Origin of the sequence: Exiguobacterium sp. H66 (assembly GCF_018618705.1) — a bacterium.
In the GTDB taxonomy this organism is placed as follows: domain Bacteria; phylum Bacillota; class Bacilli; order Exiguobacteriales; family Exiguobacteriaceae; genus Exiguobacterium_A; species Exiguobacterium_A oxidotolerans.
In genome coordinates this window covers 524,352-539,394 of sequence record NZ_JACSMQ010000002.1, presented here as the reverse complement: position 1 = coordinate 539,394, position 15,043 = coordinate 524,352, and the positions used below count along the sequence as shown (strand labels likewise).

The window sequence follows — 15,043 nt, the reverse complement described above, 5'->3', positions numbered from 1 at the left end:
CCGTGACGTTTTTTGCTTTGTCCTCATGCATCATGTCGTCTGAACCGCCTGATGCGAACGCCGCCGTTCCTGGTAATACGAGTGCTGCTGCCATTGCTGATGCTGCGAATTTTTTAGTGTGTTTCATCTGTAATCATTCCTCTCAGTTTTTAGTAGTTTTGGTAGTTTCTGTTTCATCCTTCTGAAGAGCCTACGAAGGAGTGAGGCATTTGGATTTAAAAAAGTTTTAAAAAGTTGAAGAAATCTTAAAACGTAATTTTGATGCGTTTCAGTAGTCGTTCTGTTTGCCGTTCTGTGTAGCTTACGCACAAGGGGATGAACTGGATTTAAAATTTGTGAAAGAATATCGAAAAATATGGGAAAGTGTTTTTTCTTTCCTTATATACACAATGCGAACTTTTTTTATATATTCGGTGATTCCTCATGTTACACTTGGAAAAAGAGCAAACTTGTAGCTAAATCGGAACTATTTAATACCAGGTACTAATGTGCTATACTGTTCTTTAGACTGACTCAATGAAAGGTGATCAAGATGGTACAAAACCAAGCAGGAACGGGTCAACCGACACGTGAACGTCTGAAACGGCATCAAAAAGAGCCGAATCAGGAACATCAAGAAAACCCGGAGCAGAAGCAGCGTAAACGTCTTCGTGAGTATTCTTCTCGTCGAGTACCGATTCTTGTACGACTATTGATCGTATTGGTTCTCGTCGCGATTGCACTCGTCGTAGGCGCGATGGTTGGGTACGCGACGTTTGGTGGTGGCGAAGCGATGGATGTATTGAAGCTCGATACGTGGACCCGCATCACCGATTTTTGGATGAAAGCTTAGATTAATCAGTGATTGGAGCTGTAGATATGTATACGATTGAACAGATAAAAGAAGTGATTCCGCACCGGTACCCGTTTTTACTCGTTGACCGGATTCTTGAAGTCGAAGAAGGTAAACGAGCGGTCGGCATCAAGAACGTCACGGCGAATGAAGAATTCTTCAATGGCCATTTTCCGGATTACAACGTCATGCCTGGCGTACTGATCGTCGAGGCGTTAGCGCAAGTCGGTGCATTCGCTGTACTGAAAATGGAACAAAACCAAGGGAAACTCGCATTTTTCGCAGGTATTGAAAATTGCCGTTTCAAACGTCAAGTCGTACCCGGTGATCAGCTCCGACTGGAAGTCGAATTGACGAAACTGCGTGGACCGATCGGTAAAGGGCGTGCTACAGCTACGGTCGATGGGGAAGTCGCCTGTACTGCTGAACTAACTTTCGCGATTAAGTGACCTGCTGATGAAACGCTGGTTGATCCCCCTTGCTATATCCTTACTCATCATTCCGGGTTGTCAGCGTGCTGACGTGGTGAAGACGGCTTCCCCGACGGTCTTCATTGATCCTGTCAAACGTGCCGGACAAACGGAAAACATTTCCGCTCAAGTCTCCTTGACGGAAAAGGACCGGATGCGCTTGACGATTCGAACGGCGAATGACATTCGTCTTGACGATCAACAAGTCGATATCCGACTCGATGTCGCCAATCAATCGATTCCGTTCCCGTTCGTCTCGTTCGAAGCGAAGAAGATGGGTGAAGTGCGGACCTATACGGCAGATACGACGATTGAAGAGGACATCTTCGATGAAGAACGACTCCCTGTGTTGATTATTGATGCGGGAGCCGGGCGTGGCATTGAGATTCCGCTCGAAATCGTCCGTTAAACCAAATGAGAAGCATACGAGAGCCACTTGGATTCCCCGGTTCTCGCATGCTTCTTTTTTGATGTTTGTGATGAAGATGTTAGGGAAACTAAAAAAGAGTAGTACCTACTATACGTATAGGGAGGACTTGGATGATGTCTGAAAACCATCAAGCTGTCTTAACAGAATTGAATGCCTGCATCATGGCCTGCAACGCGTGCTTCGATGCCTGTTTGAATGAGGAACACGTCGCGCACATGACGGGCTGTATCCGACTCGATCGGGATTGTGCCGATATATGTGGTCTGCTCAGTCAAGCGATTGCTCGAAACAGCTCGAACGTATCTGTACTCGCGAAAGCCTGTATCGAGATCTGTCGTGCGTGTGCGAAAGAATGTGCCGGACATGATCATGACCATTGTCAAAAATGTGCTGAAGCGTGTGAAGCGTGCGCGACAGCTTGCGAGCGACTCGTCTAAAAGTCGAGTGAACGGGACTGCTTTCTTCCTGAAGGGAGGGGGGAAGTCTCTTTTTTTGAAAAAAAGATAATGCAATTTAAAGTTTTAGGTGGTTTATTTTTCCTGTATTGTTTAAAATTTAGGTAGAACATATTTTTAGAATGGAGCGAATACTTACATAATGCGAAAACTTAGCATGTATCTTATTGCACTGGTACTGAGCTTTAGTGTTATCCTTCCGGTACAAGCAGCACCGGTAAGTTGGGATGTCACGGGAACGGGGACGAATCCGTACACCCTGACCTTTACAGGGGAAGGACTCGTCGATCTCGAATCAGAAACGACGCTCGTCTTCGAAGGCGAAGTGACGGGAAAAAACATCGATATCGCGAAAACACCGGTCGTGACGTTCACGGCTGAAACGGCACCGACGATCAATATCGTTGCGGTCGATCAATCGAAGAACATTCTCGTCGAGTTCGGACGTGTCGTGACAGAAGAACCGGCAGCAGAAGAACCGACAACAGAAGAACCACAAGTCGATCCTGCGACGGAAGAGCCGGCGACTGAGGAACCAGTAACAGAAGAGCCAACAAAAGAAGAGCCAACAAAAGAAAAGCCTGTCAAAGCAACAACGGGAACAATCAGTGGAACCGTCTGGTATGACGAGAACATGGACGGGATTCGTCAAAGTGGCGAGTTGTTACTCGATGATATTCCTGTATTGCTGTTGAATCATGATGAAGATGTCGTCGACGAAGTGTATACGAAGGAAGGCCGCTACACGTTCTCGAACCTGAAGCCGGGTGAGTACGACGTCGAGATGGACGGATTCGACATGGGGTATTACTACAACTCGCCTCAAAACGTCGGTGACGACCGATTGATCGATTCGGATTTAGATGAAGAGGACGGTTACCTTTATTTAAGGCTGAAAGCTGGTCAAACGGCAGAGATTGATGCAGGATTGTATGGCGGTGAGGAAGAGGAAGACTTCTCAAACCTCTTGCTCGTCACAAACTTCTTTGACGCGGATGCGAATCAACGACCGGGCTATACAGAAACGGGCGTGCCTGCGACGTATACGGTGACGGACACGATTACCGGAGAAGATGTCTACAAAGAAACAGTCGGTGCGAATGAAGCAATGATGATTGAACTCGAACCAGGGACGTACTCGGTTAAAACAGAAGTGAAATCAGGGTATCTTGTAAAAGCGATGCATTATTTGGATTTGGATGCGTTGCTTGACTTCGAAGATTTTTCAGGTGCCATCACGAAAGCGGACATGAAAGCGATGGCTGAAGATCAGGGTGAAGAACTCGACGAAGAATTCCCGGAGCTCGAGGAATTCATGAAGTTGTTCAAACGAAAGCCGGTCGAAGCCACCTTTACGATGACGGAAGACACGCTCGGATTTTTCTTGGCGGCTGAAGTCGTCCGTGCTGAACCGGTCGAACAAGCGAAACCGACGCCGGTCAAAGCGAAAACGGAGCAGACGACGGACGTGACCCGTTCGACTAAATTGTCTGGAACGTTGCCGCAAGCAGGGGAAGAAACACCGTTCCCGTTTGCTGCGACAGGTGCCGCACTTGCAGTTGTCGGACTGTGGTTCCTCTTACGCCGAAACGGATAAAATGAAAGCCTTCTGAACGATTATGTTCGGAAGGCTTTTTCATGTGTGTATCGGTTGACACACACGCACACACGTGTGTATAGTTGTAGTATCAAATGAACAGAAAGAGGGATGACGATGTTAACGACGAAACAAATCAGTGAACTGTTACGTGTATCGGAAGAGACGGTCCGTCGCTGGATCCGGACAGGCGAACTGCATGCGGAACAGGACGGAAAAGGTTACTTGGTCGATGAACTGGCGCTGAAACGACTGGTCGATGAAAAGTCACAAATCCCGGGGACGGCGATGAATAAAATCCTCCCGATCATCAATGACATGTTTGGTCCGGAAGCGGCGAAGTTCGCGAAATCGAACTTGTTCGACCCACTCCGTCAATCGATGGATCAGACGCAAAGCGAGTCGGTGCCACCAAAACAGGAAGCGACGGCTGAATCAATTGCTGAACAAATCAGTCAGCTCAAACGTAAAAAACGTCGCCTTGAGCTTGAACATGAACTGAAGTTGCTGGATGTTGACGAAAAAATCGCCGCGCTCGAGCATAAAGCGAACGGTTTATAAGCAGGAAAGACTACCTTCTACACATGAGGTAGTCTTTTTTTGACGAAAAAAAGACAAAGTTCACGAGCTCGTGAGCTTTGTCGGCAGGCTAGTCCATCATGAGGACGATGGCGGTGTGATGGTTTTTTGTTTTTTCTTACGGCGCCAGTACCAATACCCGAGTCCGAGTGTGATCGGAATCGCGGCTAGATACGGATTGGCTTCTAGATAACTGATGATCTCAAACAGCGCGAACCATCCACTGAATAACCCGAGGATGAGTAAGATCGTCCGGATCGCTTCAGGAAGCTTCCGGATACGATATGCGAAGAGACAGACGAGGCAAAAGATGATAATCGCCACGGACATTCCTCCCATTCCCATGACTAGTATAGCGTATTCGAAAAGCTTTTTCGATGCACAAATCTTTCGTCCTCCCGTATAGTGAAGACAGAGAAACTAACGAAGGAAGTGATTGTATGCATCTAACGGTGATTGGGACCGGTTATGTCGGTCTTGTGACAGCGATTGGACTAGCGGACGCGGGACATGAAGTGACATGTGTCGATTTAAATAAAGAACGGATGGAACAGCTTAGACGCGGTATCGCGCCGATTACGGAGCAAGGGATAGACGAGGCACTCGAGAAAAATCAAAGTCGATTGACCTTCACGACGGAGTACCCGGTCTCGGACCTCTACCTCGTCGCCGTCGGTACACCGGAACGGGCAGATGGCAGTTGCGATCTTTCAGCTGTCGAAGCCGTCGTCCGGTTGATTGAATCGATTAGTCCCGGCGCATCGGTCGTCTTGAAATCGACCGTTCCTCCGGGGACGACGGAACGGTTGAGTACGGAGCATCCGTCCCTCCGTTTCGCGATGGTCCCGGAATTTTTGCGGGAAGGAACGGCGCTCGCCGATATGCGTCAACCGAGCCGGATTGTCATCGGGACGCGTGACGCGCTACTTGCGCCTCGACTCGAGGAATTACTCAAGACGACGGACGCACCGGTCGTTCATGTCGATCCGACGACAGCCGAATTGACGAAGTACGCGGCGAATAGTTTCCTGGCCGTCAAAATCAGCTTCATCAATGAAATCGCCCGACTTGCCGACCGGGTCGGGGCGAACGTCGACGACATCGCCCACGGGATCGGTCTTGATCCACGGATTGGTCCATCCTTTCTCCGGGCAGGGGCTGGCTACGGCGGATCCTGTTTCCCGAAAGACATCAAAGCCTTGACGACACTTGCACGCACACATGATACGCACCTTCACGTCATCGAAGCAGCGGACCGGACGAATGAAGCCCAGCTCGCATACGTGCTCGAAAAGATTCGTCCCGAGCGTGGCATGCATGTCGCCCTGCTCGGACTTGCCTTTAAACCGGGTACGGATGATTTACGGGATGCACCGGCGTTACGATTGGCCGAACGCCTGCAACAGCTTGGGGTGAAGGTGACAGGCTATGACCCGGCAGCGAAGACCCTGCTCGACCAAAAAACGACGATGGCTGAAGCAGTGGCGGGAGCGGACGTAGCTGTCATCATGACGGAATGGGATGACATCAAGTACGTCTCACCGCAACTCTTGCAGGAACACATGCAGACGCCGCGTTTGATTGACGGACGGAACTGCTGGCAACATCTCGAGGCACCGGGTGGCGTCCAGTATGAAGGCATCGGGCGACCGCACCACACATTTTCGAACAATCCATCTAACTGACCTGTTATATAGGGTGAATCCATCAGTGGGTTCATCCTATTTTTTTGTGGAGGAGACGGATGATGAAAATTGAGTATTTTACGGTGCAACCGAGTGGACCTAAAGGAAAGCTTGAGACCGTACCGTTGATGAACGGGTGGGAGCAGCATGTCGACGAGGAGTGGTCGCGGGCGATTCATTACGGCGCGGGGGTGATTCGGGTGACGGACGACGGCGTCGAGCTCCGGATTCCGATCGAGTTTGGATTCGGGTATGTCTTGCAATACATCCGTCAGTTCGTCGAAGCGGAACGAAAGACGAAGCGGGCGCGTCATTTGTTGCAGCGGCAACTGGACTGGATCGGGCGTGGTTTACCGATTCAGCTCCGACGAGTCGGTGAACGGATTGAAGTCATGGCGGATTCGCGACATCAGTTCGACCGGACGGATTTTTTGGAGGCGATGGACGTCAGAAACCGGAAGCGGATGTAGTGCGGACGAGATTGGGACAAAAGCGGGTCACGCTCGTGCTCTGAAAATCAGCTTGAGCGTGGCTACGTTTAAAGGTTCATCTTCGTCTGCGACCCTCGCTATTTATTTGACCAGGGAGAGTGGTGTTTTTTAATTTTGTAAGCGTTTTCAAATTTAGGGGAGTTCAGATTTTAAATTTCCATATACAACCTATTAATATATTTATCAGGTTATTACTATTCCCCTTTTTTTTACATAAAACCTATTGTCCTCTGATTCTGAGTTTTGTATATTTGACCTGTAGCTTACTTACTCACGTATGTTAAGCAGTGAGAAGGAGCACGGATCTACAGCACGGGGAATTGCTTGAATAAAGCAATTCCAACAGTTTTCTCTTGTTCATCCCGAACTGGATACATATGAATCACTGACGATCGCCTCGACGTTAGGCGAAGGTCGACGTGTGAAACAGAACGTACTCCTCCAAAGAAGAATAGAGAATTACTGCGTGTTTTTAAGTAAATATATTGAAATATTTTACTTAAAATGTAGGTTATCTAGTTGGGTTTGTCACATTTGGTATTGAAAGATAAGAGGAGGAATCGTAAAAATGGCTCACACGAAAAAATCGAACAAATTGTACGCTGCTGCCGCTGCCCTCGCAGTCACGGCATCTGTCGTCGCACCGGTTGCTGCTGACGCAGCTTCGAAGGTCTCTGTTAAATACATCTCTCCCATCTTGATGAAGCATGCAGGTGGTTCGAAGTATGCGACTAAGAAATTAGTCTTACCGACGAAAGTCAAAGTCAAACTTTCAAACGGTAAATACGAAATGCGCTCTGTCAAATGGAGCGGTTCGATCAAGTTCGAGAAAAAATACATCAACAAATATCAAGTCCTCTACGGTAAAGTCGCCGGAACGACGAAAAAAGCCATCCTCAAAGTCGAACTTCAAAACTATCCAGTCGACGTCCTCGAACCAGAACTCGCACCAGTCGCTGTCGGCGAAAAAGTCGTGCTTCCGAGCACGATCAGCATCCGCTACAAATCAGGGATCATCGTCAAGCGTCCAATCAGTAAATTCAACATCAAAACACCGGATACTTCTAAACCGGGTAACTATAAAATCGCCTATACGTACAAAGGGGCAAACTCAGTCGTAACCGGATCAATCAAGTATGAAGTCAAAGCGGCCGACATCTCGAACGTCATGGGAAGCGTCGATGATCAGACACTTTCTGTTAAAGCGGACGTCATGTATGCTTCAGCTGACGCGATGGCAGAACTCATGATTTACCCTGGTAAAGACATGTCAGCGACACCAATCGTCGCGAAAGGGATGCTCAAAGACGGTAAATTCATGGCTTCCCAATCTGGTATTCCTGAAGGGACACACAGTTACGTCGTTAAAGTCGGTGATATGAAGTCTCCGGCAATGGAATTCACAGTCGCGAAGACGATGTTGACATCTGCTAAAGCAATGGGCAAAGAGAAAGTCGAAGTCTCCTTCTCACGTGCCGTTGATGGTGTCTCAGCCGACAACTTCAAAATCGCAGGTGGAACGGTTACTTCAGCGACACTCAGTGCTGACAAGAAATCAGCGGTTCTTGAAGTATCAGGTCTTGAGTATGATAAAGACTACACGGTCGATGCGAAAAACATCATGATCGGTGGCGTTGCGCGTGACCTCGGTTCAATGAGCTTCATGACACAAGGTGTTGAAAACATCTGGATGCTTGAAGTCTCACCAAAAGCATCGACAATCGTTGCGAACGGTGGCGACAACACGGAAGTGACGTTCTTACTCAAGAACAAAGCGACAGGTGAAGTCGACATGAACGCAGACGACATCGTTCTTAAATTATCAACGTCATTCGGTGCACTTTCAAAAGAACGTGTGACGATCCAGGACGGGAAAGCAACGGTCATCCTCACATCTGAGTTCAGCAACACGGACCTCGATGCGATGATCAGCGCGGAAATCATCGAAACAGCGAACGGCGACTACAAAAACCTCATCGGTAAGATTTCTGGTGAAGCGAAAGTCAAGTTCAGCACGATTGCCGTCACGCCGGCTCCGATTGAAATGATCAACATGCTCGCAGCGGAATCGAACCAAGCAGATCGCATCACGATCTTCCTTGATAAAGCCGTCTCGCGTGAGTTACTCCTCAAATCGTTCGGACTCGATAAAGTCCGTCCTTCGCTTCATGAAGAAGAGTATATGGCGAACGACAACATTCAAATCGAACAATTCGATGGTATGAAAAATGTCATCGGCGTCAAAGCGATTCCTTCGAATCCAAAAGCGTTCGAATTGATTCTTGATAAAGAAACACCACTCCAGGACAACGCAGTTGTTAAAGTGGTAGCGAAAATCACGAGTAACACGGATACAGAAGTGAAATCAAAAGCGAGCTTCAAGTTGACGGATGCACGTCCTGCTGAAGTAACGTCTGTCAAAGCAATTGGCTTGAACCAACTCGAAGTGAAATTCTCTGAAGCAATCGATACAGCGAACTTTAAAATCGATGGCCAGTATGGTGGTAAGTACTTCACTGTCATTCCTTACGGCTTCGATAACAAAATGGGTGTCGATCGTCGCGATACAGTCAAAATCATGTTGAACGACAACTACCCAGGAGTGAAAGAAGGCTACTTCGCAGCCGGTAAACATTCACTTCAAGTATGGGATACGATGGACTTCGCAGCGCGTTCGGATGAAATGAACATCGGTACGACACAAAACCTCGACTTCACAGTCGCAGCAGATACAGTCAAACCGACAGCTGGCGTCGTCGTCGAGTCGCCTGAACAGTTCCGCATCATGTTCAGCAAGAACCTGAAAAAAGCAGACATCGAAGCTCTGTATGGTTCGAAAATGAAGCTCGAACGCTACAACTCAACATCTAAAAAATACGAAGACATCAGCGAATATGCTGAAGTGACATCATATGATGCAATGACTGGCGAAGCGGTTGTCGAGATGAAACAAGACTGGACAGTCATCTACGATACAGTCAATACGAAAGAGAACTACTACAACGATAAGTTCAAAATCACGCTCGAAAAAGGTGCGATCCAGGCAGAAGCGAACGGCGAGAAAAACGATGCCCTTGCACTCGACTTGAACTATGACGGATCGCCACTCAACACACCGGATGTGAAGAGTGCTGAAATCACAGCAATCGATCGTGTGATGATGTCAACAGACTTCCACGTTATGATGAGTGAGCCGGTGAAATTGCTTGGAAAAGACAGAGCAGATACACCACTCAAAAATGCTGACGGCTTAGTCAACCCGCCGAAGACGACGGTTGAATTCATCGGGAAAAACAAAGACGGCAAAATCGTCACAGTCGACGGTTCGGTTGTCGGATATACAGATACAACAGATAAGAACTTCCGTGTTAAAGCGAACGAGAGTCTCCAGTATCTCGTCGACATGAAAGGGTACGGCGAAGACTGGAAAGTCGTCGTCAAATCACTTTCAGATGATGTCGGTAACACAGTTGCGACAGCGACACATGACTTCAAACTCATGAAAACACCTGTCACACCGGTTGCTTCACCATTCGAAATCGAAAAAGTGACAGCGAACGCGAAGGATGAGAAAGATGTCATCCGCATTAAGTTCTCTGAAGGCGTCCAGTACGCAGGTATGTATGATGCGACGAGCACGGCGCAATACATCTTCAATGGAAAAGCCCTTCCGGTCGGCACGAGCATCTCGCTTGCTGACTCGGATAACAACGTATCAAACGGACTCGACATCGTGAAAATCAAAGTTCCAGCAGGGACGATCAAAACATTGTCGAACGTTATCACAGTCAACAAAGATCTTCAGTCGTATGACAACTCTGTCTTGACTGGTGGTTACGAGAAAGCAGTTCTTCTCGGATTAAACTAATCACGACAAGAACCCTCAATTCAGAAATGGATTGAGGGTTCTTTTTGATTGTTTCATGCAATCGATTGCATTTTGGACAATCTATTGACTTTTTTTACGAAAATGAAGCTATGTTTAATTTGATTAAGGTGGTAAGTTATTTTATGGAATTAGGAATTTAAGTAAAAAATAAACAAAATACATACAGTTAAAGAAAGAGGAATCCATCAGATGAACAAAACAACGAAAGTTTCAGCCGGTTTACTCGCGACGGTCGTCGCGACGAGTGGACTTGGTCTTGTACCGCAACAAGTAGAGGCCTATACATCAGGCGAAAAACTCGACAATCATGTCATTTTCCAAAGCTTCAGTCTGTACCAACCGTATGACAGCAACATGTACCGGACGCTCGCGAAAAAAGGCGAGTTGTTGAACTCATGGGGCGTGACCGATGTCTGGATGCCGCCAGCCTATCGCTCATTCGACATGGCACGTTACATGGAAGGCTATGCGATTTCCGATCGGTATGACTTCGGCGAATTCCCGCAAGGACCGAACGGCGCGGTCGCAACGAAATATGGAAAAGCAAGTCAACTCGAAATGATGGTCGACATGCTGCATGACGACAACATCAAAGTACAGATGGACCTCGTCCCGAACCAAATGCTCGGACTGAATCAGCGGGAAGCGGTGTATGTCCGTCGTGCCAACACCTCGGGCGAGCCGTTTACGAATCCGTATACAGGTGGAGAGACGACAAAAACGCTCGCGACACCGTACCTCGCCTATACAAAAGGTGGCGGGATGGGACAAGCGAAATATGGTTACATCAAAGAATGGAACAAATCTTATCTGAACGGGACATCACTCCAAGGGCAGGGGACGGGTCGTGTCATGACCGACAAGGACGGAAAACCGTACCGTTACTTCGGTAAAGACGATGCGAAAAACTATCTTCCGGAGTGGTTGCTTGAGGCAGCGAAAACGCAAAACCTGAACGTCATCGATACGTATCTCGCAGCGGACGGCTGGTATGAAGTCTCACCGGAAAACTGGAAACCGATGTTGTCGCAATACGCGAAAGATCCTGGTTACCTCGACTATATGAAGGAACATGGTTTTGCGACAAAAGAAGCAATCTTGAGTTCGAAGGATAACGGAACAATTGCCAAGCTGACGGAAGACTACATGAAGACGCAGGCGACGTACGGATACGGGACAGAGGAACGGTCGTACCAAAACGATAACTCGGGCATCGACATCGAAGACCAATTCTTGTTCGTCGACGCGTCCGGTAATCCCCTCCAGCCGTACAATAAAACAATCGAAAACAACGATGAGTTCTTGCTCGGTGTCGACCTCGCGAACTCGAACCCGGAAGTCATCAAGGAACAAAAGAACTGGATGAAGTGGATGCTCGAAACGTATAAATTTGACGGATTCCGGATTGATGCCGCGTCGCACTACGATACGGCAATCTTGAAGGCAGAGGCAGAAGTAGCGAAAGCCCACTTTGGTGCAAATGAGCACCTCAGCTACATCGAAAGCTACAAAGAGGCGCAAAACGCCTACATGAAAGCGAACAACAATGAACAGCTCGTCATGGATGCAGATTTATACTTCACACTTCGGAATGCCCTCGGAAAAGCGACATCAACACGTTGGTTGAGTGATCTTGCGAAAGTATCGACCGTCAACCGTGAAGGGGACGGAACGAAAAACGCACAAGCGAACTGGTCGTTCGTCAATAACCATGACCAAGAGAAAAACCGGGTCAACCAAATCATGCTCGACCTGTACGGCATCAAAACAGGGGTTCAGTATGCGAAGGGTGAAGAACCGAAGTCGTTCGAGAAAATGTATGACAAAGAAACAGAGCAACAAGCGCTTGCGATCTACAATGCGGAGCTTGCCAGCCCAACGAAAAAATATTCGGTCAACAACGTCGTGGCCCAATATGCGTATCTCTTAACGAATAAAGATACGGTGCCGACGGTCTATTACGGTGACCTGTATCAGACGGATGCTTCGTACATGACGAAGAAGACGCCGTACTATGATGAAATCACGAACTTGTTGAAGGTCCGTAAACAGTATGCTTACGGCGCACAAAAAGTCGCGTACCATACGGCGAACACATCGAAATATGCCGGGAAGCACCTCATCTCGAGCGTCCGTCTCGGAAAAGACCGCAATACCGGTGTCGCGACGATCATCGGGAAAAAATCGACCCTCAACACGACGGTCAACGTCGACATGGGGAAAGTCCACGCGAACCAAGTCTTCGTTGATGCAAGTGGCGTCAGCAAGACGAAACTCGTCACAGATAAAAATGGTATCTTGACGGTTCCGGTCAAAGGCATCAAGACGGCAGAAGTCGACGGATACGTCGGAGTCTTCGTTCCACAAACGGAAACGGCACCGAGTGCGACAATCGCAAAAACGGATGTCTATCAAGGAAAGGCTGTTAACTTGAAGACGACGCTTAAAAATACATCAACACCTGTCGCATCGACTAGCTATCAAGTAGCCGATACGTCAAAAGCAACAGTCGACAGCAAAGGACGTCTGACAGGAAAAGCAACGGGCAAGACGACGGTCACGGCAAACGTCACGTTGACGGACGGCTTCATCCTGACGACGACACTGCCAATCGAAACGAAAGCAAACAGCGTCACGCTTAAAGCGACGAAAGCAACATTAAAGAAAAACCAGACGACACGCATCCTGATGGCGTCGGCGACAGATCAAATAAAATCTGTTCAATACACGTCAGCGAATAAAAAAGTCTCGCAAGTTTCTTCACGCGGGAATGTCCGGGCGATTAAAACAGGCAAGACGACAATCCGTGTCACCTACACGACGGCAGGTAACTACCAAGTCGTCAAAACGTTCACGGTCACAGTCAAGTAAGTCATGGTCCATCACTTTTACGAGTGGTGGACTTTTATTATGAAGTCATTTAAAAATGATATTCAAATGGATGTAAATAAAAGCGAGAATAAGCTAGAAAAATAAATAGATTTTATAAAATTTTCCATTATAATTATACGTGAAGGAGATCCTAAATGAAGGAGTGAAGAGATGCAAAAATGGTTACTCGGTCTTACGATTGTCGGACTGCTTGCAAGTGGACTACCGGTACATACAGAAGCGGCGGGCACGGGCGCGAAAAAAATGCCGACGCCGGGTGCGAAAACGCATAAAGGGTACTTGAAAGGAACGTTCGACCAAAACGGAAAAGCGTTGTTTTATTTCGACTCAGCGAACTATGTTAATGAAGGAACACATATTAAATTCGCAGCGGACGATACAGAAGACGTCACGGTCTACGAAACGCAAAGTGATTACTTGAAGCAACTGGTTTATGAACGCTATGACGCAGTGAGCGGTGAATCGTTATTCTTCCCGCTAAGTTGGAAAGGACGACAATACGTCGAAATCAATGGACGCAAAAATACGTCGTTCACGGTCCCGTTCAAACTCGAACGCTTACAACCGATGCGTGATGTCGTCGCGAAGAAAAAAGCGACGGGACAATCGACGAGCTTGATCGTCAAGATGCGCACGGCGGATAGTGACCATGCGCAGTTGTCGCGCAATACGAAGGCAATCGCCAGTGAGACGATTGATGCAGGACTAAAGATGGAGAAGTTCACGTATTCGTCCGTCTATCAAGCGCTTGCTGCGAAGGCGAAACTTGCGAAGTCAGCGGACGTCACCTACGTCGAACTTGACGGACAGATGCAGGGACTCGGAGTGGATCCGTTCAAGAAATACCAGTGGTCGCTGAACAATACTGGGCAACGCGGCGGCGTCAAGGGAGCCGACATCAACTTTGAGGCGATGAAACGACGGATTGCCGGGAAAAAACAAACGACGACGCGCGTCGCGGTCATCGATACGGGTATCAATCCGACATATGCCGATTTCGCAGGGCGGGTCCGGATGGATCTCGGTTATGACTTTGTCCATAAACGGCAGCTTGCCATCGACGACCATGGTCACGGCACGCATGTCGCAGCAATCATTGCAGCGAACAGCAACAATACGTATGGGATGTCGGGCATCAACGCCAAGGCATCGATCATTCCGATTAAAGTCATCGCGTCGAACAATACGGGGTCGAACTCGAACATCGCGAAAGGTATCATCTATGCCGTCAAGAAAAAAGCCAAGGTCATCAATATGAGTCTCGGTGGTGGTTTCTCGTCACTCGCGATTGAAGATGCTCTCGCCTACGCGAAGAAACAAGGTGTCCTCGTCGTCGTCGCGACGGGGAATGACGGGACGAGCCGCCTGTCATATCCGGCACGGTCGAAGTATGGGTTCGACGAATCGGTTTGATCGTCGGTCGAAATTCTCGAATTATGGCGACGGACTTGACCTCGTCGCACCGGGACAAGACATTCCGAGTTATCTCAGTGACGGCGAATCGGCCTTTTGGAGCGGGACCTCGATGGCAGCACCGCATGTCGCCGGTGTCGCAAGTCTCCTCTACAGCCTGAAACCGACGCTCAAAGCGACAGAAGTCGAGTCGATTCTAAAAAAATCAGCCCAGGACCTCGGGAAGACCGGTTATGACAAGGCGTACGGATACGGGCGACTTGACGCCGATAAAGCCGTACGCTACATCAAATGAAAACAACTTAAACAG

13 protein-coding genes are annotated in these 15,043 nt (G+C 48.3%); 12 read left to right on the top strand and 1 reads right to left on the bottom strand.

All coding sequences use genetic code 11. The features are described from left to right. The first annotated feature begins 532 nt into the window (after positions 1-532). The 6 genes from KNP88_RS05950 to KNP88_RS05925 all read left to right on the top strand — a co-directional run bounded on the left by KNP88_RS05950 (position 533) and on the right by KNP88_RS05925 (position 4,345). Positions 533-832, top strand: a complete 300-nt coding sequence (locus KNP88_RS05950; RefSeq protein ID WP_214766939.1) for a DNA-directed RNA polymerase subunit beta — start codon at positions 533-535, stop codon at positions 830-832. A 26-nt stretch (positions 833-858) separates the two neighbouring features. Next, a complete protein-coding gene (gene fabZ, locus KNP88_RS05945; RefSeq protein ID WP_012371522.1) occupies positions 859-1,281 on the top strand; it encodes a 3-hydroxyacyl-ACP dehydratase FabZ in 423 nt (140 codons plus the stop codon). Between the two features lie 7 nt (positions 1,282-1,288). Then, positions 1,289-1,711 carry a hypothetical protein gene (locus KNP88_RS05940; protein ID WP_088837943.1) on the top strand — a complete coding sequence of 141 codons (423 nt, stop codon included), beginning with the start codon at positions 1,289-1,291 and terminating at the stop codon, positions 1,709-1,711. Between the two features lie 131 nt (positions 1,712-1,842). Beyond that, positions 1,843-2,169: a four-helix bundle copper-binding protein gene (locus KNP88_RS05935; protein ID WP_088837942.1), complete on the top strand. Its 327-nt coding sequence runs from the start codon at positions 1,843-1,845 to the stop codon at positions 2,167-2,169. Positions 2,170-2,329: 160 nt separating this feature from the next. Further along, positions 2,330-3,784: an SdrD B-like domain-containing protein gene (locus tag KNP88_RS05930; protein ID WP_214892814.1), complete on the top strand. Its 1,455-nt coding sequence runs from the start codon at positions 2,330-2,332 to the stop codon at positions 3,782-3,784. Between the two features lie 117 nt (positions 3,785-3,901). Then, the gene (locus tag KNP88_RS05925) at positions 3,902-4,345 is read left to right on the top strand and encodes a helix-turn-helix domain-containing protein (protein ID WP_088837940.1); all 444 of its coding nucleotides are present in this window, start codon (positions 3,902-3,904) and stop codon (positions 4,343-4,345) included. Positions 4,346-4,441: 96 nt separating this feature from the next. On the opposite strand, the gene KNP88_RS05920 is transcribed toward KNP88_RS05925, so the two are convergent. Next, positions 4,442-4,693, bottom strand: coding sequence for a hypothetical protein (locus tag KNP88_RS05920; RefSeq protein WP_251132663.1), 252 nt, complete (start codon positions 4,691-4,693; stop codon positions 4,442-4,444). Positions 4,694-4,803: 110 nt separating this feature from the next. Between KNP88_RS05920 and KNP88_RS05915 the strand changes: the two genes are divergently transcribed. The 6 genes from KNP88_RS05915 (at position 4,804) to KNP88_RS15625 (ending at position 15,028) form a co-directional block, all read left to right on the top strand. Then, a complete protein-coding gene (locus tag KNP88_RS05915; RefSeq protein WP_214892808.1) occupies positions 4,804-6,048 on the top strand; it encodes a UDP-glucose dehydrogenase family protein in 1,245 nt (414 codons plus the stop codon). A 59-nt stretch (positions 6,049-6,107) separates the two neighbouring features. Next, entirely contained in the window at positions 6,108-6,518 is a 411-nt protein-coding gene (locus tag KNP88_RS05910; RefSeq protein WP_251137139.1) for a hypothetical protein, read from the top strand. A 589-nt stretch (positions 6,519-7,107) separates the two neighbouring features. Further along, entirely contained in the window at positions 7,108-10,407 is a 3,300-nt protein-coding gene (locus KNP88_RS05905) for a hypothetical protein (RefSeq protein WP_214892805.1), read from the top strand. 210 nt (positions 10,408-10,617) lie between these two features. Continuing rightward, complete coding sequence (locus tag KNP88_RS05900) at positions 10,618-13,299, top strand: glycoside hydrolase family 70 protein (RefSeq protein ID WP_214892803.1); 2,682 nt, start codon at positions 10,618-10,620, stop codon at positions 13,297-13,299. Between the two features lie 171 nt (positions 13,300-13,470). Continuing rightward, positions 13,471-14,733 (top strand): S8 family serine peptidase, encoded by a 1,263-nt coding sequence (locus tag KNP88_RS05895; RefSeq protein WP_251137138.1) that lies wholly within the window; start codon positions 13,471-13,473, stop codon positions 14,731-14,733. Then, entirely contained in the window at positions 14,711-15,028 is a 318-nt protein-coding gene (locus KNP88_RS15625) for a S8 family serine peptidase (protein WP_251137137.1), read from the top strand. The genes KNP88_RS05895 and KNP88_RS15625 overlap by 23 nt, the downstream gene beginning before the upstream one ends. Positions 15,029-15,043: the final 15 nt, after the last annotated feature.

Coding starts and splice junctions, on each gene's coding strand:
- KNP88_RS05950 (WP_214766939.1), top strand. CDS start 533: ATGGTACAAAACCAAGCAGGAACGGGTCAACCGACACGTGAACGTCTG.
- fabZ (WP_012371522.1), top strand. CDS start 859: ATGTATACGATTGAACAGATAAAAGAAGTGATTCCGCACCGGTACCCG.
- KNP88_RS05940 (WP_088837943.1), top strand. CDS start 1,289: ATGAAACGCTGGTTGATCCCCCTTGCTATATCCTTACTCATCATTCCG.
- KNP88_RS05935 (WP_088837942.1), top strand. CDS start 1,843: ATGATGTCTGAAAACCATCAAGCTGTCTTAACAGAATTGAATGCCTGC.
- KNP88_RS05930 (WP_214892814.1), top strand. CDS start 2,330: ATGCGAAAACTTAGCATGTATCTTATTGCACTGGTACTGAGCTTTAGT.
- KNP88_RS05925 (WP_088837940.1), top strand. CDS start 3,902: ATGTTAACGACGAAACAAATCAGTGAACTGTTACGTGTATCGGAAGAG.
- KNP88_RS05920 (WP_251132663.1), bottom strand. CDS start 4,693: ATGTCCGTGGCGATTATCATCTTTTGCCTCGTCTGTCTCTTCGCATAT.
- KNP88_RS05915 (WP_214892808.1), top strand. CDS start 4,804: ATGCATCTAACGGTGATTGGGACCGGTTATGTCGGTCTTGTGACAGCG.
- KNP88_RS05910 (WP_251137139.1), top strand. CDS start 6,108: ATGATGAAAATTGAGTATTTTACGGTGCAACCGAGTGGACCTAAAGGA.
- KNP88_RS05905 (WP_214892805.1), top strand. CDS start 7,108: ATGGCTCACACGAAAAAATCGAACAAATTGTACGCTGCTGCCGCTGCC.
- KNP88_RS05900 (WP_214892803.1), top strand. CDS start 10,618: ATGAACAAAACAACGAAAGTTTCAGCCGGTTTACTCGCGACGGTCGTC.
- KNP88_RS05895 (WP_251137138.1), top strand. CDS start 13,471: ATGCAAAAATGGTTACTCGGTCTTACGATTGTCGGACTGCTTGCAAGT.
- KNP88_RS15625 (WP_251137137.1), top strand. CDS start 14,711: ATGGGTTCGACGAATCGGTTTGATCGTCGGTCGAAATTCTCGAATTAT.